The organism is Meiothermus rufus DSM 22234 (assembly GCF_000423425.1).
Lineage (GTDB): Bacteria > Deinococcota > Deinococci > Deinococcales > Thermaceae > Meiothermus > Meiothermus rufus.
Genome location: NZ_AUHY01000021.1, coordinates 24,456 through 44,057, shown reverse-complemented (window position 1 = coordinate 44,057; position 19,602 = coordinate 24,456). Strand labels below are relative to the sequence as shown.

Sequence of the window (19,602 nt, the reverse complement as noted above, 5' to 3'; positions counted from 1 at the left end):
TGCTCTGGGGATTGCCTTGTTTGTGCTGCCGCCGAGGAGTCCTAAACTCAATGGTCACGTGGAGCGGGTGCAACGGACCTTTAGGGAGGAGCTCTATACCCGGCCTCTGCCCCCCCGGCTCAGCGAGCTACAGGCAGAGCTGGATGCCTACCTGGACCACTACAACCGCCGAAGGCCTCACATGGCCCTGGGGGGTCTTGCTCCCTTGGAGTATTTAGCTAAGATGCAGGAGGAGTCGGTTCCCCAGTCTCACATGTGTTGACCGATTACAACCACTGGCGTTTAGCCCTCAGCCTGTTGTACACTAGCGCTGTCTGAGGCAGGGCGCACCCGCCCAGAGCAGGAAACCAGCCCCACAATCCGAGTGGTTCACCCGTTCTTGTAAACTGTTAAGAACGGACACCAACCCAGCGAGGCCCCGCCGGGTGGGGGCTGGCCTTACAGCGTAGAAGGAGGAATTATGGCCTACAGAGACGATTTCAAAACCCGCAAAAGCCTGTCGACCCAGATGGGCGAGGTGTTCTACTACGACATCCTGGAACTCGAGCGCCAGGGCATTGCCCCAGTCTCCCGCTTGCCCTTCAGCATCCGGGTTATGCTGGAGAGCCTACTGCGCAACCACGATGAGTACAAAGTGACCCGCGATGACGTAGTGGCGCTGGCCAACTGGCAGCCCGACCCTGGCGAGGTGAACGTACCGCTGATGCTGGCCCGGGTCATTTTGCAAGATTTTACCGGGGTACCAGCGGTGGTGGATCTGGCGGCCATGCGCGACGCCGTGGCCAAGCTAGGGGGCGACCCCGAGATGATCAACCCCACGGTGCCGGTGGATCTGGTCATCGACCACTCCGTGCAGGTGGATTTCTTCGGCACCAGCTACGCCTTTGCCCAAAACGTGGAGCTGGAGTACAAGCGCAACGAGGAACGTTACCGCCTCATCAAGTGGGGGCAGAACGCCCTCAAGAACTTCCGGGCCGTGCCCCCCGGTACAGGCATTGTGCACCAGGTCAACCTGGAGTACCTAGCCCAGGTGGTCATGACCCAAAAAGGGGAAGATGGGCGAGTGTATGCCTTCCCCGACTCCCTGGTAGGCACCGACAGCCACACCACCATGATCAACGGCCTGGGCGTGCTGGGCTGGGGGGTGGGCGGCATCGAGGCCGAGGCGGTGATGCTGGGCCAACCCTACTACATGCTGGCCCCCAAGGTCATCGGCTTCAAGCTCTATGGCGAGCTGCCTGAGGGAGCTACCGCCACCGACTTGGTGCTGCGGGTAACCGAGATGATCCGCAAGCATGGGGCGGTGGGCAAGTTCGTAGAGTTCTACGGCCCCGGCGTCTCCAAGCTGCCCCTGGCCGACCGGGCCACCATCGCCAACATGAGCCCGGAGTATGGGGCAACCATGGGCTTCTTCCCCATCGACGAGGAGACCCTGGCCTACTTGCGCCTCACCGGGCGGCCCGATGAACTCCTAGACCTGGTAGAGCGCTACGCCAAGGCTACCGGACTGTGGCGCACCGACGAGGATGCCCCCCTCTATTCGGAGTACCTCGAGCTCGACCTCTCCACCGTGGAGCCCAGCCTGGCCGGCCCTAAGCGGCCACAAGACCGCGTGGCCCTGGCCCAGGTCAAGACCAGCTTCCTAGAACACCTCACTAAAGACCCCAAGGAACGGGGCTTTGGCCTCAAGCCCGAGCAGCTGGATAAAAAGGTCACGGTCAAGCGGGGCCTGGAAGAGTTCGACCTGCGCCACGGTTCGGTGGTCATTGCCGCCATCACCTCCTGCACCAACACCTCCAACCCCTCGGTGATGCTGGGGGCGGGCCTGTTGGCCAAAAAAGCGGTAGAGGCTGGCCTAGACACCCAGCCCTGGGTCAAGTCGAGCCTGGCCCCCGGCTCCAAGGTGGTCACCGAGTATCTCGATGCCGCCGGACTCACACCCTTCCTCGAGGCTTTGCGCTTCCACACCGTGGGCTATGGCTGTACCACCTGTATCGGTAACTCCGGCCCGCTACCCGAGGACATTGCCAAAGCGGTGCGGGAGGGCGACCTGGTGGTGGCCGCAGTGCTCTCGGGTAACCGCAACTTCGAAGGGCGTATTAACCCTGATGTGAAGGCCAACTACCTGGCCTCTCCCATGCTGGTGGTGGCCTATGCCATTGCCGGGCGCATCGACATCGACTTCACCACCGAGCCCATCGGCTACGACCCCAACGGTAAGGCCATCTTCCTCAGAGACATCTGGCCTAGCCAGGAAGAAATCCGCCAGATCGTGCACCAGACCCTCGACGCCGAGATGTTCCGCCGCCAGTACGCCACCGTCTTCGAGGGCGACGAGCGCTGGAAAGCCCTACCCGCCCCCACCGGCCAGCTCTACCAATTCGATCCCGCAAGCACCTACATCCAGAACCCTCCCTTCTTCGAGAACCTGGGCCAATCCCGCGAAATCTCCGACATCAAGAGCGCTCGCGTGCTGCTGCTGCTAGGCGACTCCATCACCACCGACCACATCTCGCCCGCCGGCAACATCGCCAAGAACTCCCCCGCCGCGCGCTACCTCATGGGCCACGGCGTCGAGCCCGCCGACTTCAACTCCTATGGCAGCCGGCGCGGCAACCACGAGGTGATGATGCGTGGCACCTTTGCCAACATCCGCATCCGCAACCTGATGCTCGAGGGGGTGGAGGGCGGCTACACCAAGAAGCTGCCCAAGAGCGAGTTGGGCAGCGAGCCCGGCAGCGGCGAGCAGATGTTCGTCTACGACGCGGCCATGCAGTACAAGGCCGAGGGCGTGCCCCTGATCGTGATCGGCGGGATCGAGTATGGCAACGGCTCGAGCCGCGACTGGGCGGCCAAGGGCACCTACCTCCTGGGGGTGAAGGCGGTCATCGCCCAGTCCTTCGAGCGTATCCACCGCAGCAACCTGGTGGGTATGGGCGTACTGCCACTGGTCTTCCTCGAGGGCCAGAGCGCCCAGAGCCTGGGCCTTACCGGCTTTGAGACCTACGATATCCTGGGCCTCAAAGACCTTACCCCGGGCAAAATCCTCACAGTGGTGGCCACCCGCCCCGATGGCTCCAAGCTGGAGTTCCAGGTCAAGGCCCGTATCGATACCCCGGTCGAGCTGGACTACTACAAAAATGGCGGGATTTTGCAAACGGTGCTGAAGAACATGCTAGCGGAGAAGACCCAAGCCTAAGTGAAGGCAAGTCTGCCGTGGTCCGTATAGGGCCACGGTTTTCCTTAAGCAACAACTTTGTAACACCCGCCGGGTAACATGAGATGTTCGTTGAAAGGAGCATGGCTATGGCCTCCATACCCCCTTTACCCGGCCTCGAGTCCAAGTTGGTCCAGACCCCCCGCCTCAACCAGCACATCCTGCTCCGGGGCCCTTCCGACGGCGTGCCGGTGCTTTTGATTCATGGCAACGCCAGCAGCAACACCTTCTGGGAAGAGACCCTGCTGGCTCTACCAGAGGGGTACTGCGGCATTGCTCCCGACCTGCGCGGCTACGGTGACACCGAGGACAAGCTGATAGACGCCACCCGGGGCTGCATGGACTGGGTGGACGACCTGCTTTGCCTGATGGACACCTTGGGCCATCCCCGGTTTCACGTGGCCGGCCACTCCCTGGGGGGCAGCGTGGTCTGGGCCCTGCTGGCCACTGCCCCTGAGCGGGTATTGAGCGCAACGGTTATCTGCCCCGGCTCGCCCTTTGGCTTTGGCGGGACCAAGGACCTCGAGGGCACCCCCTGCACCCCGGATTTCGCCGGCTCGGGGGCCGGCATTGTCAACCCCGAGTTCGCCCGGCTCATCGGCGAGGGCTACCGGGCAAGCGAGCATCCCGCCGCCCCCCGCACAGTGATGAACCACTTTTACTGGAAGCCCCCCTTCCACCATCCCCGCGAGGAAGCCTTGCTTTCCGGAGTGCTATCGCAGAAGATAGGGCCACAAAAATACCCCGGCGATTTCATCCCTTCCCCTCACTGGCCGGGGGTGGCCCCAGGGCGGTGGGGCCCTGCCAACGCCCTTTCGCCCAAGTACGTGGGCCAAAGCGTGCAGCAGATGATTTCCGCCCTGGTCAAACCCCCCATCCTCTGGGTGCGCGGGGCCGAGGACCAGATTGTGAGCGATGCCAGTCTGTTCGATATGGGCACCCTGGGCCGGCTGGGGCTGGTACCGGGCTGGCCGGGTGAGGCGGCGTTTCCTTCCCAGCCCATGGTGGGGCAGACCCGCCAGGTGCTCCGGCGCTACGCTACCGCGGGGGGCTTCTTCCGCGAAGAGGTGCTCACCGACTGCGGACACTCCCCCCATCTGGAAAAGCCGGAGGTTTTCCACCCTCTGTTCCACGCACACCTCAGCTCGGCGAGGCCAGCCTGATGAGGGTTCGCCTCTCCAAGTAGCGCTCCAGCAGGAAAAGCCCTATGGCCAGCGCAAGCAGAACCCAGCGCAGGCCAAGCGGTTTGCGGGCCTCGAGGCTTTGTAACTCGGCAACGTCGGCCAGAAGCCGACCCCCACTGGCCTCGGCCAATCGGCGTAGGTTTTCCTCTCCGTCCTCAAGGCGCCACTCCGGCAAGGAAGGAAGCCCCAAGCGCAACAGGGGTTGCCCGTTTTCTAAAATCACCGCCTGGCCCACCGTATCCTTGGGCAGGCGGGCCTCGTAGCGCAACGGCCCGATGGGGGCTAAAGGCCATTGCTGCCCCCCCGTCTGCAGGCTAGGCCGCTCGAACTGCCCCTCCAGCAGCACCCGCACAACCCCAGCTTCCCGCACTGCCTGGACCCGAGGACGGGCCGGGGTCTGGGCCAGCCAGCGCACCAGTTCAGCCAAAAAGGCCGGGGCCTGAGGCCAGTCCTGCCAGGAGCGGGAAAGATCGGTGGCCAAGGCCGCCACCCGACCTCGAGCGCTCTCCCCTACCGCCAACACCACCTGCTCCCCCGAGCTGAGCAAGCTCTGGGCCCAAGGCTTGCTCCGGGCCGGCAGCAACACCGCCAGGGGAGGGGGGCGGGTGTCGCGGGTGATGGGGTGGGCCCCTACTGAGAGGGGAAAACGACCCTCCAAGGCCTCGCGCTGGAAAGCTCGCTGGGCCTCTTCTAAGAAAAAGCGGGGCAGGTCTTGCGGGCGAGGAACATCCCAGAAACTCCCCCCACCGGCTTGCGCCAGCTCGCGCAAAAACTGCCGGTCGGCATCGCTACCCAGGGCCACGGTGCTGGTTTTGATGGCGGGTGCAGCATCGCGGGCCTGGTCAAAGAGGCTGGGGGTCACATCGGCGGCCAGTCCGTCGGAGAGCACGATGACCTGCTTGCTTGTGACCGGCAGGCCCTCTAAAGCCTCCAGGGCCTCGAGGTAGGCCCGCTGTATCCGGGTCCCCCCACCCGCCGTAGTGGAAAGCAGCAGGCTTTCCGCCTCACGCCGGCCCTGCTCGGTCATGGGACGGGGTCGGAACAGCCAGCGCGGGCGGTCGGAGAAGACCACCACCCCGATGTAGTCCTGTGGCCGGGCCGAGCGGATGAGCTCGAGCGAACCCACCACCGCCAGACCCAGCTTGTCGGCCTCGAGCATGCTGCCCGAGACATCCAGCACCAACACTATGCCCACCCCCCCTGGCTCCTCTATCGGCTCCAAGGGCAGGTGGTCGGCCAGGCTGCTCCGCTCCCAGCCACCGAAGAATAGCCCCTGCGGGGTAGCGGTCCAGAGTAGGCTTCCTCCCTGGTTCAGAAAGCTCTGCAAGGCGTCTAGGTCGGGGGCCGACAAGTCCCGCACCCCCACCCCCAGAACCACCACCTCAGCCCGGATGGGCTGGCCCAGGGTCTGCCGCTCCTCCACCCAGAAGCCCTGGGTCTGCAGGTAGCGGGCTAAAGCGGCATCACCCAGCACCCAGACCCGAATCGCATCCGCAGGGGCCAGCTCGAGGCGGGCCTGCTCGCGACCCAAAGCGCTTTCCACCTGGGCGACCACCACACTGGGCCCCTCCAGGCGGAAACGGTAGCCTAGGCTGCTGCGGCCTGGTTGAAGGGATAGCTCGCGCTCGAGCACCCCCGCTGGGCCGGAAAAGCGCAGCCGCGCCACAACCGGCGCCGTGGCCTCCAGCACCGCCCGTACCTCCACGGTCTCGTCCTTAGGTGGGAGAGCCGGGCCAACCAGCGATAGGGAGAGATTCGGGCTAGGCGGCTGGTAGAGGGCATATATGGAAATCCCGATGGGCTCCGGCTGATCCTGAAACAAGCCGTCCGAAAGCAACACAATCCGGTCTGGACGCAGTTCCAGCGCTTTTTGTAGGGCCTCGCGCAAACGGGTACCCTCGCCCAGGTCGAGGCGACGGGCTGTAGGGGCAGCCACCTCCACAGCCGCGCTGGCAAAGGCCACATAACGGGCTCCCTGTAGCTGGAGCTGGGGAGCTACCTGCCAGACGGCCTCCCGAACTGAAGGACTCTGGTCCAGCAATACCACCGTGCGCAGAGGGGCCAACGGCACCGCCGGCCCCCAGTAGGCCAGCAGAAGCAAGCCGATGACCAGAACCCGCAGCCAAACCAGCACAGGTGTATTATCGCTGCTGCGCCGGGTAGCAAGTGCAAGGAACACCGCAGAGAAAACCCCCTGGAGGCTTCCAGGGGGTTCTTGTTGGTGGAGGCGGCGGGAGTCGAACCCGCGTCCAAAGACCCATCCAGCAGACTTCTACGTGTGTAGTTGGTGCTTGTTCGTCGTCCAGGCTTACGCCACCAACAGCGGGCCTGAACCGAGCTCCGTGAGGTTTCGCCCCTGGCTACGGAGCCTGGCCAGAAACTAGCCGACTTTGGGGTCGTTCATTCAGTACGCCATCGGCTGGGCTTCTGAAGAACGTCGCTGGCTTAAGCAGCGAGGGCGTAGCTGTTGCTACGAACGTTGCCAGTTATGGCTTTGCCCATTTTTACGAGGCCATGGGCTACCTCGACACGCCGTACTGCCTTCAGGAGTCCCTGTCGAAACCAAAACGCCCCCAGGCAAACCAAGATTATAGCAGATACCGCGCCGTCTTGAAAGGCCCAAGGCGGCCTCTTAGGCTATGGGCATGGGCAAGATTAACCCGCTTCTCCCCGAGCGCGAAACCCTGGTTCAGACCCTGGGCATTAAGCTGTTGGAGGCTAGCCCGCAAAAGGTGGTGGCCGAGATGGAGGTCACCCCCCGGGTGCACCAGCCTTTCGGCTTTTTGCATGGGGGGGCCTCGGTGGCCCTGGCCGAGACTGTGGCCAGCATCGGGGCCTACCTGGCCGCCCCCGAGGGCTATACCAGCTTTGGCATGGAAATCAATGCCAACCACCTGCGTTCGATGCAGTCCGGCAAGGTCATTGCTACGGCCACCCCACTGCACAACGGGCGAACCAGCGCGGTCTGGAGCATCGAAATTCGCGATGAACAGGGGCGGTTGGTCTGCATCTCCCGCTGCACCTTGGCCATCACGCCCATACGCCAAGGTTAGGCCGGTTGACAAGCCCACCGGCGGGCCGATAGACTCACAGCATATGCCGACCTCGAGGGAAACCCTCCGCCAAGAAGCCCTCTTTTTGGGGTACTTTTATTGGCCCGGGGTCCCCGTGAGGTCGGCGTAGTCGTGTAAAGGCGTAGCAAGGCTTCCGGGGAAATCCAAATCCCCGGAAGTTTTCTTTACGCCGGAAGGAGCAGCCATGCTGATCATTCTCAAACGCGGTTCGGGCAACAAAGAGATCGAGCAGGTGGTGCAGGAAGTGCAGGCTGTAGGCTACCGCGCCCACGTTTCCGAAGGGGAGCACACCACCTTAGTGGGGGCCATCGGCAAGGGGCCTACCCCGGAGTTGATCGAGCATTTCCGCGCTTTGGAGTCAGTACAGGACGTGATTCCCATATCCAAGCCCTACAAGCTGGCCTCCCTCGAGGTCTGCCCCAAGCCCACCGTGCTGCGTTTCCCCACCGGGGCCACCGGCGGAGGCGAGGTGATGGTTGCTGCGGGGCCCTGCGGGGTGGAAAGTCTGGAGCAAACCCTCAGCGCCGCCCACTATGTGCGCCGACACGGAGCCCAGATGCTACGGGGCGGAGCCTTCAAACCCCGCACCTCGCCTTACAGCTTCCAGGGGCTGGGCCAGGCTGGGCTGGAAATTCTAGCGCAGGCCCGCCAGGAAACCGGCCTGCCCATCGTGACCGAGGTGGTCGCTCCCGAGCAGGTAGACCTAGTGGCAGCCTACGCCGATGTGCTACAGATTGGAGCGCGCAACGCACAAAACTTCGCTTTGTTGCAGGCTGCGGGGCAGTCCGGACGAGCGGTGATGCTCAAGCGGGGAATGAGCATGACCTTGGAGGAATTCCTGATGTCCGCCGAGTACGTGCTGGCCCAGGGCAATATGAAGGTCATCCTGGTAGAGCGCGGCATCCGCACCTTTGAGAAATCCACCCGCTTCACCTTAGACGTCTCAGCAGTGCCGGTGCTCAAAAGCCTGACCCACCTGCCGGTCTGGATCGACCCTTCCCACGCCGCAGGCCGGCGTGACTGGGTCAGCGCCCTGGCTTTGGCCGGGCTGGCCGCCGGGGCCGATGGCCTCATCGTGGAAACCCACCCCGAGCCGGAAAAAGCCCTTTCTGACGCAGCCCAGCAGCTCACCGAGGCGCAGTTCGCCGAGCTGATGCAGCGCATCCGGGCCCTGCTGCCTGCCTTGGGCCGCCAGCTCACCCGCGAGCTAGAACCCGTCTAGCCCCACCGCACTTCCAGGTGATACGAGCGCTTATGAAGCCACTTTTTAGCAAGGTGGGTATCTTTGGCATCGGGCTTCTGGGAGGAAGCTTAGCCCTGGGGCTGCGCGAGCGCTTTCTGGCCGAGGAAGTGCATGCCTATGACCCCGACCCCAAGGCCCTCGAGGACGCCTTGGCCCTGCAGGTGGTGGATCGGGTGCACGCCAGCCTGGGGCCCTGGGTGGGGGAGCTCGAGCTGGGGGTGTTGGCTGCCCCGGTGGGGGTGCTGGTCGAAGAGGGCCGCCGGCTGGCCCCCCTATCCAGCCCGCAAGCGATCTGGATGGATGTGGGCAGTGTCAAGGGAGCGGTGGTGCAGGGCCTCACCGAGGTTCTGCCCAACTTCGTGGGCTCACACCCTATGGCCGGCAGTGAGAAAGCTGGGGTAGAGGCCGCCCACGCCGGGCTTTTGCAAAACGCGGTCTGGGTTCTAACCCCTAGCCCAAAAACCAACCCCACCGCTCTGAGCACGGTACGGACTTTGGTGGAAAACCTAGGGGCCTACCCTTTGGAGATGCCCCCCGAGCTACATGACCGGCTGGTGGCCCGCATCTCCCATCTGCCCTACCTACTGGCCGTGGGGCTCAACCGGTTGGTAGCCCAGGACCCTCACCAGGAGCTTTTGATGTTCCTGGCTGCGGGCGGCTTCCGCGACCTGACCCGGGTAGCCTCGGGCTCACCGCGCATGAGCCGCGATATGGTGGTGGCCAACAAAGAGGCCCTGCGGGGAGCTGTAGAGGACCTACGAGCAGTGCTCCTGGAGCTGGAAAATCTGCTCGAGCGCCCCGAAGAACTGCTGCAAGCCGCCCAGGAAGCCAAGCGTACCCGCGATGCGTTGCCCATCGTGAAGCGCAGCTTGCTGCCCAGCATGCACGAGCTGGTGGTACAGGTGCCGGATAAGCCGGGGCAGATCGCCACGGTCTCCACTGCCTTGGGCAACGCCGGGATCAACATCAAAAACTTCGAGGTGCTGGCCATCCGCGACGAAGGAGGGGCCATCCGCATGGGCTTTGCCACCCTCGAGGAGCGCGAGCAGGCCAGGGGCATCCTCGAGGGCATCGGCTACCGCGTGCGCTAGGCTCCCTGGGGCCAAAACTCGTGGATGACCAGCTCTGCCGGGCAGGCCACCCGCAGCGGCAGGGTAGAGACCCCCAGGCCACGGGAGATATAAGCTGGGGCAGGGTCGTCCACCCAGCCCCCGGCAAACTTCTGGCCGTAGCGGGAGGAGGTAAAGGTCGGGCCGTACCAGGGCAGCACCACCTGCCCGCCGTGGGTATGGCCACACAGGGTCAGGTCAACCGTAGGGGGCACCTGGTAGAGAAAATCGGGGTTGTGGCAAAGCAGCAAACAGGCCGGCCCCTCCAGACGGCCCTGCAGGGCCTGAGCAATATCAGGCTGGCCATGCCACAGATCCTCCACCCCGGCCAGGTAGAGATCGGGCCGGAGCTGCTGCCCTGCGTTGTGCAAAAAGCGAAGGCCCAGCTTTTCCAGGCGCTGCTCTAGCTCTAGTGGGGGGCGCATGGGCACCCTAGGGGGGTTAAAAGGGGAAGCCGCAGGGCCGGGCTGTAGGGGCTGGTAACCGGAATAACGGTAGTCGTGGTTGCCCCAAACCACCCAAACCCCTAAGGGCGCTTGAAGCCGCCCCAACCCGCTCAAAAAAGGCTGCACCCATTCGGGCCCACCATCGGTCAGGTCGCCGGTAATGACCACCAGGTCGGGGCGCTCGGCCAGGGTAGCCTCCACCCAGCGCCTAAGCGAGCCCCCCCGGATGAAAAACCCAATGTGTAGGTCGGAGAGGTGGGCCACCCGCAAAGGAAGCTGCAAACCCCGCAGAAAGCGCTGGAAGCGCCGTACAACGAAGGTATAGCCAAAAATCACCCCGTTATCCTACCCTGGTTGGAAGTCGAAGACCACCAACTCAGCGGGAGCGTTGAGGCGCAAAGGTAGGCCCGTTGGGCCTAAGCCTCGCGAGACGAACCCAGCCACCGGCGAGGCGGGCGGCGTGAACCACCCCCCCAGGTACTTTTGGCCATAGTACGAGGGTGTCCAGGGCGCCCCCAGACCCGGCAGGTACACCTGGCCCCCGTGGGTATGGCCGCTCAGCACCAGGGAAACCGGCAAGCCCCGGTAAAAGTCCCAAAAATCAGGGTTGTGGGCTAAGGCCAGGCTAGCCCTATCGGGGCGGAAGCCCCGCAAGGAAGCCTGGGGGTTGGCCTCTCCCTCCCAGTAGTCGTCTACCCCGCTCAGAAATAGGTCGTCCCGTACCCAAAGCCCCTGGTTGGTCAGCACCTCGATGCCCCGGGCCGCTAGGCGGTGTCTTAGGTAGCGTTTGGCCTGAGGCAGACCATTGTCGTGGTTACCCCAGATGGCGTAGACCCCCAGAGGAGCCCGTAGCCGCCCCAGTTCGCTAACCAGGGTCTCCAGGTCGGGGCTGGCCATCCGGTAAGCCTCCTTCAGCCAGCGCAGACGCAGGCCCGACTCGATCAGGTCGCCGGTAATGACCACCAGGTCGGGCCGCTCTTGATTGGCCGCTTGAACCCAGGCCCTGACCGAGGCCCCGTGCACCCAAGGGCCATAATGCAGGTCACTTAGCTGCACCACCCGCAAAGGCTGCCTTAGCCCAGGCAAAACCCGCCGATAGCGGCTGAGGCCAAAGCGGTAAGCCTCCCCCGCGGCCCACCCCCCTAGGCCTACAACGCCCAGGCCGAGCAGGAATAGAAAGCGGCGCCGGGTAAGCATGTTGAAGCGCCCCCTGGGCCGCCGGCATTTACCCCTTGTTTTTCTTGCGCTCCTCGCGCTCCAGCCTGCGGCGCTCGGCCCGACTTAGACCCCCATAGGCTGAGGCCGCCTTCTGCTGGCGCCGTACCGTGAAGGGATCGCGGCTGGGAGAAGGGGGAGCCGCACTGGTTGGGCTTTCCTGGGCCTGCGGCGCAGGCTGGGGGCTCACCTCCACTTGCAGGCGGAAAAGGAACTTGGTTACCTCGCTTTTGATGCTGGCGATCATCTCGTTGAAAAAGCGGGTGCCCTCGAGCTTGTACTCCTGGAAGGGGTCGCGCTGACCGTAGCCCCTAAGGAAGATACCCTGCTTGAGCACATCCATGTTGTGCAGGTGCTCCTTCCAGGCGTTGTCCACCACCTGCAAGGTCACAAAACGCTCCACTGCCCGCATCAAGCCCGGCCCCTGGGCATCGAGTTGGGCCTCGCGGGCCTGGTAGGCCGCGCGGGCCGCCTCTATAAGCCGCTCCACCCCCTCCTCGGCTTTGAGGCGGCGCAGACCTTCAAAGTCGAAGTCTTTGAGCGAGGGAATGTAGTCCACCAGGCTGCTTTTGAGGGCCTCGAGGTCCCAGTCATCGGGGTGCTGCTGGGGGTTGAGGTAGTTAGAGGCCACCCCATCCACGGTGTCCTCCATCATGGCCAAAGCCCCTTCACGCACCGCCTCATCGCTACCCAAGAGCACCGTGCGCCGCTGGGCATAGACCACTTCGCGCTGCCGGGCCATCACCTCGTCCAGGCGCAAAAGCTGCTTGCGAATATCGAAGTTACGATCCTCCACCCGCTTCTGGGCCCGTTCGATGGAGCGGGTAACCATCTGGTTTTCGATGGGCTCGGAATCATCGAAGCCCATCCGATCCAGCATGGCGATGACCCGTTCGGAGGCGAACAGGCGCATCAGGTCGTCGTCGAAGGAGACGTAAAAGCGCGAGGAACCGGGGTCACCCTGGCGGCCCGAGCGACCCCTAAGCTGGTTATCGATGCGGCGCGACTCATGCCGCTCGGTACCGATGATGTGCAAACCGCCCAGCTCTTTGACCCGCACCTCATCGGCAGCGCAGGTGTCCCGCAGGCGGCGAATCTCGTCGATGATGGCCGGGCGCACCCCAATTTCGGCGGCCAGCTTGAGGGCCTCTTCCTCGGCCCCCTGCACCAGCTTTTTAATGAAGAGCTCGATTTTCCATTCTGAGCGGGGCTCCAGACCCTCCTTACGCAAAAGATCGGCAGCTAGGTACTCGGCGTTACCCCCCAGCTTGATGTCGGTGCCGCGCCCGGCCATGTTGGTCGAGATAGTCACGGTCTTGCTGCGGCCCGCCTGGGCCACAATCTCTGACTCTTTCTCGTGGTACTTGGCATTCAAAACCTGGTGGGGAATGCCCTTTCGGATGAGCTCGAGGGTGTGCACCGCCCGCTTGAGATACTCCCAGGCTGTGCGGATACTACCCTTGGCAGGAATGGTGGCTTCGTACGGCTCCAGGTCGCTGTCGCGCAAGGCCCCTGGCCGCTCCAAGGCCTTGCGCAGCCGATCCCACTCGGGGCCGCTCTGCTTCTCGATAGCCTTGGCCAGAAGCTGGGCCCGGGCTTCGAGGCGGGGCAGGAAGTGGCGCGGGTCTTTGAGCATGGCAGAAAGCCGCTCAGACTTCTCCACCGAGATGGTACCCACCAGCACTGGCTGACCTTTCTCGTACTTTTCGGCAATCTCTTCCACCACGGCAAAGAACTTGCCTTTCTCCGTACGGTAGACCACGTCGGGAGCATCCTGGCGGATCACCGGGCGGTGGGTGGGAATACTCACCACATCCATGCCGTAGATTTCCTGAAACTCCTTCTCCTCGGTCTTGGCTGTGCCGGTCATGCCCGCGGTCTTCTCGAAGAGGCGGAAGAAGTTCTGGTAGGTTACGGTGGCCAGGGTCTGGTTTTCCCGCTCAATCTTGACGCCCTCTTTCGCCTCGATGGCCTGGTGCAGCCCCTCGCCGAAGCGACGGCCTGGCTGCAAGCGCCCAGTGAACTCATCTACAATGATGACCTGCCCATCCTGCACGATGTACTCTCGGTCGCGGAAGTAGAGTTCCTTGGCCCGGATGGCCTGGGTCAGCATGTGGGCCAGCTCCATATTCTCGGTATTGAAGAGGCCCTCCACACCCAGCAGCTTCTCCGCCTTGGCAATGCCCCGCAGGGTCAGGTGCACCGCCTTCTGCTTCTCCTCGATGGTATAGTCGCCCGTAGGCTCTTCCTTGCTGCCCACCGGAGGCTTCTCGCCGCGCTCGAGCTTCTTGGCGATCTCGGCCATGCGGTAGTACATATCGGTAGCCCGCTCCGCCGGCCCACTGATGATCAGGGGGGTGCGGGCCTCATCGATCAGGATGGAGTCCACCTCGTCGATGATGGCGTAGTGCAGCGGGGTATCGTGGCGCAGTACCAGCTGCTCGGGAGCCACCGCCATGTTGTCGCGCAGGTAGTCGAAGCCCAGCTCGCTATTGGTCACATAGGTCACATCGCACAGGTAAGCCTGCCGACGCTCCTCGGGGGTGGAGTGGTTCTGCACCACCCCCACCGTGAGGCCCAGGCCCCGGTAGATAGGCCCCATCCACTCGGCGTCGCGCCGGGCCAGGTAGTCGTTGACCGTAACCAGGTGCACCCCCTTACCGGAAAGGGCGTTGAGGGTCACCGCTAAGGTAGCCACCAGGGTCTTACCCTCACCGGTCTTCATCTCGGCGATCTTGCCCTCGTGCAAGACCGCCCCCCCGATGAGCTGCACATCGTAATGGCGCAGACCCAAAAAGCGCTTGGAGGCTTCGCGGGTCAGGGCAAAGGCTCTGGGCAGCAAAGAATCCAGGTCGGCCCCATCTTGGTGGGCTTGGCGCAGCTTGGCATACTCCGCGGCCAGGTCTTCGATACGGGCAACTTCATCCTCGAGGGCATTAACCGGGGCCACCACCTCTTTCCAGTAGCGGGCCACCTTGCGCTCGTTGTTATCCAAAAGCTTATTAATCCATGCCAGCATAACCAAACGCGATTGTACCCCTTCTGCATGAGAATGGGGGTTAGAAGGCTAGATGTGTAACGCCTCTTTACCTTTCCACCTGGAGTCCGGCATACACTTGGGTTATGCCCCTTGCCTTTCTGGCCCTGTTTCTTTTGGGCAGCCCCGCCCTAGCCCAGTTTTGCGACCAGCCCTTCGCTCCGGCCCGTCCGGGCTGGGAGTGGCAGTACCGCACCAGCGGCGAACGCAGCGGGGCCTATACCATCCGCAAAACCCAGATCACCGAGACCAGCTTTGTGCAGATTCGCCAGAGCAATAGCGGCCAGGAAACCTCCCGCTACCGTTGCTCGGCAGAAGGCCTCGCACCGGTGGACTTTGGCCCGGGCAACAACCGGGCCGAGCTGGGCGGGCAGCCGGTGAGCTACAGCCTGGAGGTGGTGCGGGTAAGCGGGGTGGCTATCCCCGACTACGACCGCTGGGCGGTGGGGAATAGCTGGAAGCTGGTGATGAGGTGCGGGGCAGCGGACAGCAGGGGCCGTTGCGCCTCCAGATTAGCGGTAGCCTCGAGAATCTCTACCAGGTGGTGGCCCAGGAAACCGTGGTCACCCCGGCAGGGCGCCTTACCGCCTATCGGCTCGAGACCAGCCTCGCTACCCGGCTAAAAGCCAGCGCCGGCCCCATCCAAATTCCCTTCAACTTCGAAAGCCGCGGCACCTCCTGGTATGCCGAAGGGGTGGGCCTGGTCAAGAGCATCCAGAAAACCCGCAACGGCGAGAGCATCACCGAGCTGGTCGCCCTGCGGAAGTAGAGGGGTCTTCCAAAGGCAAATAGGCTGCCGCCGGAACCAGCAGGGCCTCCGGCGGCGCCTTTTGGATATGCCAGGCAGCTAAAGCGATCATGGCCCCGTTGTCGGTGGCCAAGCCCTTTGGAGGAAACAACAGGCGCAACCCGGCCTCCTGCAAACGGGCCCGCAGCGCGGCGTTCTGGGCCACGCCCCCGGTGACCAAAAGGGTGCTAAGGCCGGTGTACCGGGCCGCCCGAACCACCACCTGGGCCAGGTGTTCGACCACCACCTGCTGGAAGCGCGCGGCGATATCGGCGGGGGCATAGCCCTGTTCCAGAGCCCGGGCCACCGCCGTTTTTAGGCCAGAAAAGCTGAAGTTAAAACCCTCCTGCCCCTGCAACGGCAGGGCCAGGGGAACCCTAGGGGCCTCCCCCTGGCGGGCCAGTTCTTCGATCGCAGGCCCTCCAGGATACCCCAGGCCCAGCAGGCGGGCTACCTTGTCGAAAGCTTCTCCTGCCGCGTCATCTAGGGTGGCGCCCAGCTGCCGGTACTGGCCCCAGCAGGGCACCTCGAACAGGTGGGTGTGGCCCCCCGAGGCCACCAGGGCCAGGAAGGGCGGGGTTACCTCGGGGTGTTCGGCCAGGGCCGCGTAGATGTGGCCCTCGAGGTGGTGCACCGGCACAAAGGGTTTCTCCAGGGCAAAGGCCAACCCCTTGGCATAGGTGAAGCCCACCAGTAAAGCCCCAATCAACCCCGGGCCCCGTGTAGCTGCCACCCTATCCAGCTTGGCTGGCACCAAACCCGCCTCGGCTAGGACAGCCTCCACTAGCCCGTCGATCACCTGGACATGCTCCCTCGAGGCTAACTCCGGCACCACCCCCCCGTAGACCTGGTGCAGCAGGGTCTGGGAGGCCACCCGGTTGACCACCACCCGGCCATCCTGCACCAGACCCACCCCGGTATCGTCGCAGGAGGTGTCGATGCCCAAAATCCACACAACCCGATTGTACCGCCCCACGCTGGGGGCAAGGGCAATTGCTCACCAACCCCACTTGGCCTAGGTGAAAAGCCGGTTAGTATGGGTTCGTGAACGATCCTCGAGCGGCGCTTTCCGCTTTGCAAAAAGAGCTTTCCCAGGTGCTCTTCGGGCAGGAACAGGTCATTCGCGAGCTGCTGGCCACCGCTGTAGCCGGCGGTCACGCCCTGCTGGAGGGGCTACCCGGGCTGGGCAAAACCCTCCTGGCCAAAGCCTTTGCCCAAGCCAGCGGGCTTTCCTACCGCCGCATCCAGTTTACCCCCGACCTCTTGCCTGCCGACATCACCGGAACCGAGATTTTGGAGGATGGGCAGTTCGTCTTCCGGCCAGGCCCCCTGTTCGCTCAGGTGGTGCTGGCCGATGAGATCAACCGGGCCACCCCCAAGACCCAGTCGGCGCTGCTCGAGGCCATGCAGGAGCAAAGCGTCACCGTAAGCGGCCTGCGCCACCCCCTGCCCGAGCCCTTTTTGGTGCTGGCCACCCAGAACCCCTTAGAGCTGGAGGGCACCTACCCCCTACCCGAGGCCCAGCTCGACCGCTTCATGGCTAAGATCAGCGTGCAGGCCCCACCCCGCGCGACCTGGGTGCGCATCCTTTCCGAGGAGCCTACCCCACCTTCGGCGGTGGAAGGGTTGGACTTGCTGGCGGCTCGAGCGGAAAGCCGCCAGGTGGTGGCGAGCCAGCCAGCGCTGGAGGCCATCGCCGACACCGCTCAGCTTTCCAGCGAGGAAAAGCACCTACGCATGCCCCTCTCCCCCCGAGGGGCTAAGGCCTGGCTGGCCTTGGCCAAAGCCCTGGCCTACCTCTCGGGCCGGGCCCACCTGGAGTGGGACGACTTGCGCAACGCTGCCCTGCCCGCCTTGGCCCACCGCCTGCTCCTGACCGAGGAGGCCCAGTTCGAGGGCCTCCAAGTAGCCCAGGTTATCCAAGACCTGCTGCGCCGCACCATGCCCAAGTAGCCCCTTGGGGTAACATGGCCCTATGTCGCAGCGCTACGTTGGCCAACCCATGAAACGCCTCGAGGACGGCAAGCTGATCCGGGGCCAGGGGGTCTATCTGGACGACCTCCGGCTGGACAACACCCTCTACCTGGCCCTACTGCGTAGCCCCTATGCCCATGCCCGGCTGAGCACCATCCAGACCGAGGAGGCCCGGGCCATCCCTGGGGTGGTCGGGGTGTACACCGCTCAAGATCTGCCCGAACTCCACGCCCCAGCCTCGGCCCCGCGCGATGCCAAAGCGGTGCCCCACCCGCTTTTAGCTCAGGGCCAGGTGCACTACCAGGGCCAGGCTGTAGCCGCGGTGCTGGCCACTTCACCGGAAGCCGCTATAGAAGCGGTACAGAACATTTTCGTGGACTACCAGCCTCAGCCCGCCTACCCCGAACCGCTGGCCGCCCTAACGGCCCCCCCCATCCACCCCAGACTGGAAAGCAATCTGGCGCTACAGCGCAAGGTCGGCGCAGGGGACGTAGCCACAGCTTTTGCCCAGGCCCACCAGGTGGTGAGTGGGCGCTTCGTGCAGCAGCGGGTAGCCCCCACCCCACTGGAGCCCAGGGGGGTTCTGGCCAGTTGGGACGGTATCCGCCAGGCCCTTACCGTCTGGTCGAGCACCCAGATGCCCCATAGCCTGCGCAGCGCCTTGGCCCAAGGCCTGGGCCTGGCCGAAAATCAAGTACGGGTGATTGTGCCCGATGTGGGCGGGGCTTTCGGGGCCAAGATTAACGTCTACCCCGAGGAGATGCTGGCCGCCTATTTGGCTAAGCACCTAGGCCGTAACATCAAGTGGGTGGAGGGACGCAGCGAAGCCTTCAACGCCACCATCCACGGGCGGGCCCAGGTCGCCGAGCTGGAGATGGCCTTCGACGCGGAGGGCCGGATTCTGGGCCTGCGGGGCCGGGTGGTGGCCGACCTGGGAGCCTACGCCCTCGAGACCACCCTGGGCAACGCTCCCGGCACTCTCCTGATGCTGCAGGGCCCCTACGAGATTCCTGCCCTCGAGCTAGAGCTGCTGGCGGTCTACACCAATGCCACCCCCACCGGGGCCTACCGCGGGGCCGGACGGCCCGAGGCCACCTACTACCTAGAGCGGCTCATGGACATGGGGGCCCGGGCGCTGGGCCTCGACCCGGCGGAGATCCGCCGCAGGAATTTCATTCGAGGGCCCTTCCCCTACAAAACCCACACCGGGGCCCGCTACGACTCCGGGGCCTACGCCCAGGCCCTGGAAAGGCTGCTCGAGGCCAGCGACTACCCAAAGCTCCGCGCGGAACAGGCCCAGGCCCAGCGCCAGGGCCGGCGGATCGGCATTGGGCTATGCAGCTACGTGGAGATCACCGGCTACGGCTGGGACACCGGCGGGGTGCGGGTCAACCCCGACGGCAGCGTGACCCTCTTCACCGGTACCTCGCCCCACGGGCAGGGCACCCAGAACGCCTTTGTACAGATTGTGGCCGACCAGCTCGGCATCCCCCCCGAGCGCTTCCAGGTGGTGCAGGGCGACACCCTGGTCATCCCCTACGGCATGGGCACCGCCGGCAGCCGCACCCTCTCGGTGGGGGGCTCGGCCATCCAGAAAGCCGGGGCCATGGTGCGCGACAAGATGGCCCGCATCGCCGCGTACCTGCTCGAGGCCGCCCCCGAGGACATCGAGCTGGGCCCCCAAGGCTGGGGGGTGCGCGGCACCGATAAGGCGGTCAGCCTGGAGCAGATACTGGCCGTGGCCTTCAACCCCCGCAAACTGCCCCCAGGGATGGAGCCGGGGCTGGAGGGGCAGGCTAGCTTCGTCTTGAAGGAGGCCAACTACCCCTTTGGCGCCCACCTGGCGGTGGTTGAGGTGGATCCCGAGACCGGAGCGGTAAAAATTCTGCGCTACGTGGCGGTGGACGACTGCGGCACGGTGGTCAACCCCCTGCTTTTTGAGGGCCAGCAGCACGGGGGCATTGCCCAGGGCATCGGGCAGGCCCTTTACGAGGGCATCCTCTACGACCCCGAGGGCCAGAACCGAACCGCCAGCCTGCTGGAGTACGCCCTGCCCAAGGCCGACCAGATGCCCCCCATGGAGCCTCATCACCTGCAAACCCCCTCCCCCACCAACCCCCTGGGGGCCAAAGGGGTGGGCGAGGCCGGGGCCATCGCCGCTACCCCGGCAGTGGTGAATGCGGTGCTGGATGCCCTGGGTGTAGCCCACCTGGACATGCCCCTCACCCCGGAAAAGGTCTGGCGCCACATTCCGCGCTAAAAACCCCACTTGCGACAGGCCTTTATTTGTGAAGCTGACCCAAGGTTTCTTCCCCT

The 19,602-nt window shown here is 64.3% G+C and carries 14 protein-coding genes, 1 other RNA gene and 1 pseudogene; 10 read left to right on the top strand and 6 right to left on the bottom strand.

Features of this window, described 5'->3' with window-relative positions; genetic code table 11:
* The 3 genes and pseudogenes from G552_RS15985 to G552_RS0105415 form a co-directional block, all read left to right on the top strand.
* A pseudogene (locus tag G552_RS15985) lies at positions 1-318 on the top strand (integrase core domain-containing protein); the annotation flags it as partial.
* A gap of 142 nt (positions 319-460) precedes the next feature.
* Entirely contained in the window at positions 461-3,199 is a 2,739-nt protein-coding gene (acnA, locus tag G552_RS0105420; RefSeq protein ID WP_027882114.1) for an aconitate hydratase AcnA, read from the top strand.
* A gap of 107 nt (positions 3,200-3,306) precedes the next feature.
* The gene (locus G552_RS0105415; RefSeq protein WP_027882113.1) at positions 3,307-4,380 is read left to right on the top strand and encodes an alpha/beta fold hydrolase; all 1,074 of its coding nucleotides are present in this window, start codon (positions 3,307-3,309) and stop codon (positions 4,378-4,380) included.
* On the opposite strand, the gene G552_RS0105410 is transcribed toward G552_RS0105415, so the two are convergent.
* Together G552_RS0105410 and ssrA are read right to left on the bottom strand one after the other, a co-directional pair.
* Positions 4,358-6,535 carry a VWA domain-containing protein gene (locus G552_RS0105410; RefSeq protein WP_156890676.1) on the bottom strand — a complete coding sequence of 726 codons (2,178 nt, stop codon included), beginning with the start codon at positions 6,533-6,535 and terminating at the stop codon, positions 4,358-4,360. The two genes, G552_RS0105415 and G552_RS0105410, sit on opposite strands and share 23 nt — an antisense overlap.
* 85 nt (positions 6,536-6,620) lie before the next feature.
* Positions 6,621-6,976: a transfer-messenger RNA gene (gene ssrA, locus G552_RS15980) on the bottom strand.
* Positions 6,977-7,046: 70 nt separating this feature from the next.
* Here ssrA and G552_RS0105405 point away from each other — a divergent pair.
* The 3 genes from G552_RS0105405 to G552_RS0105395 all read left to right on the top strand — a co-directional run bounded on the left by G552_RS0105405 (position 7,047) and on the right by G552_RS0105395 (position 9,809).
* Positions 7,047-7,454 carry a hotdog fold thioesterase gene (locus G552_RS0105405; RefSeq protein WP_027882111.1) on the top strand — a complete coding sequence of 136 codons (408 nt, stop codon included), beginning with the start codon at positions 7,047-7,049 and terminating at the stop codon, positions 7,452-7,454.
* Positions 7,455-7,659: 205 nt separating this feature from the next.
* A complete protein-coding gene (aroF, locus tag G552_RS0105400) occupies positions 7,660-8,697 on the top strand; it encodes a 3-deoxy-7-phosphoheptulonate synthase (protein ID WP_027882110.1) in 1,038 nt (345 codons plus the stop codon).
* Between the two features lie 32 nt (positions 8,698-8,729).
* Positions 8,730-9,809 (top strand): prephenate dehydrogenase/arogenate dehydrogenase family protein, encoded by a 1,080-nt coding sequence (locus G552_RS0105395; RefSeq protein ID WP_027882109.1) that lies wholly within the window; start codon positions 8,730-8,732, stop codon positions 9,807-9,809.
* On the opposite strand, the gene G552_RS0105390 is transcribed toward G552_RS0105395, so the two are convergent.
* From G552_RS0105390 to secA, 3 genes are read right to left on the bottom strand one after another with little or no spacing between them, the layout of a single operon-like run.
* Positions 9,806-10,609 (bottom strand): metallophosphoesterase, encoded by an 804-nt coding sequence (locus G552_RS0105390; protein WP_027882108.1) that lies wholly within the window; start codon positions 10,607-10,609, stop codon positions 9,806-9,808. The two genes, G552_RS0105395 and G552_RS0105390, sit on opposite strands and share 4 nt — an antisense overlap.
* A 9-nt stretch (positions 10,610-10,618) precedes the next feature.
* Complete coding sequence (locus G552_RS0105385) at positions 10,619-11,470, bottom strand: metallophosphoesterase (protein ID WP_027882107.1); 852 nt, start codon at positions 11,468-11,470, stop codon at positions 10,619-10,621.
* A gap of 28 nt (positions 11,471-11,498) precedes the next feature.
* Entirely contained in the window at positions 11,499-14,507 is a 3,009-nt protein-coding gene (secA, locus tag G552_RS0105380) for a preprotein translocase subunit SecA (protein WP_027882106.1), read from the bottom strand.
* A gap of 104 nt (positions 14,508-14,611) precedes the next feature.
* On the opposite strand from secA, the gene G552_RS14795 reads away from it, so the two are divergent.
* Positions 14,612-15,148, top strand: a complete 537-nt coding sequence (locus G552_RS14795) for a hypothetical protein (RefSeq protein ID WP_245575122.1) — start codon at positions 14,612-14,614, stop codon at positions 15,146-15,148.
* Positions 15,085-15,294 (top strand): hypothetical protein, encoded by a 210-nt coding sequence (locus tag G552_RS16725; protein WP_245575121.1) that lies wholly within the window; start codon positions 15,085-15,087, stop codon positions 15,292-15,294. The genes G552_RS14795 and G552_RS16725 overlap by 64 nt, the downstream gene beginning before the upstream one ends.
* Here G552_RS16725 and tsaD read toward each other — a convergent pair.
* Positions 15,266-16,267 carry a tRNA (adenosine(37)-N6)-threonylcarbamoyltransferase complex transferase subunit TsaD gene (gene tsaD, locus G552_RS0105370; RefSeq protein ID WP_027882105.1) on the bottom strand — a complete coding sequence of 334 codons (1,002 nt, stop codon included), beginning with the start codon at positions 16,265-16,267 and terminating at the stop codon, positions 15,266-15,268. The genes G552_RS16725 and tsaD overlap by 29 nt on opposite strands.
* A gap of 89 nt (positions 16,268-16,356) precedes the next feature.
* Here tsaD and G552_RS0105365 point away from each other — a divergent pair, with 89 nt between their 5' ends.
* Together G552_RS0105365 and G552_RS0105360 are read left to right on the top strand one after the other, a co-directional pair.
* Positions 16,357-17,265 carry an AAA family ATPase gene (locus G552_RS0105365; RefSeq protein ID WP_245575120.1) on the top strand — a complete coding sequence of 303 codons (909 nt, stop codon included), beginning with the start codon at positions 16,357-16,359 and terminating at the stop codon, positions 17,263-17,265.
* Positions 17,266-17,287: 22 nt separating this feature from the next.
* Positions 17,288-19,546, top strand: a complete 2,259-nt coding sequence (locus G552_RS0105360; protein WP_027882103.1) for a xanthine dehydrogenase family protein molybdopterin-binding subunit — start codon at positions 17,288-17,290, stop codon at positions 19,544-19,546.
* The last annotated feature ends 56 nt before the right edge of the window (positions 19,547-19,602 follow it).

What these genes read in the sequence shown, in the direction of transcription:
- acnA (WP_027882114.1), top strand. Translation starts at nt 461, where the DNA reads ATGGCCTACAGAGACGATTTCAAAACCCGCAAAAGCCTGTCGACCCAG.
- G552_RS0105415 (WP_027882113.1), top strand. Translation starts at nt 3,307, where the DNA reads ATGGCCTCCATACCCCCTTTACCCGGCCTCGAGTCCAAGTTGGTCCAG.
- G552_RS0105405 (WP_027882111.1), top strand. Translation starts at nt 7,047, where the DNA reads ATGGGCAAGATTAACCCGCTTCTCCCCGAGCGCGAAACCCTGGTTCAG.
- aroF (WP_027882110.1), top strand. Translation starts at nt 7,660, where the DNA reads ATGCTGATCATTCTCAAACGCGGTTCGGGCAACAAAGAGATCGAGCAG.
- G552_RS0105395 (WP_027882109.1), top strand. Translation starts at nt 8,730, where the DNA reads ATGAAGCCACTTTTTAGCAAGGTGGGTATCTTTGGCATCGGGCTTCTG.
- G552_RS0105385 (WP_027882107.1), bottom strand. Translation starts at nt 11,470, where the DNA reads ATGCTTACCCGGCGCCGCTTTCTATTCCTGCTCGGCCTGGGCGTTGTA.
- secA (WP_027882106.1), bottom strand. Translation starts at nt 14,507, where the DNA reads ATGCTGGCATGGATTAATAAGCTTTTGGATAACAACGAGCGCAAGGTG.
- G552_RS14795 (WP_245575122.1), top strand. Translation starts at nt 14,612, where the DNA reads ATGCCCCTTGCCTTTCTGGCCCTGTTTCTTTTGGGCAGCCCCGCCCTA.
- G552_RS0105360 (WP_027882103.1), top strand. Translation starts at nt 17,288, where the DNA reads ATGTCGCAGCGCTACGTTGGCCAACCCATGAAACGCCTCGAGGACGGC.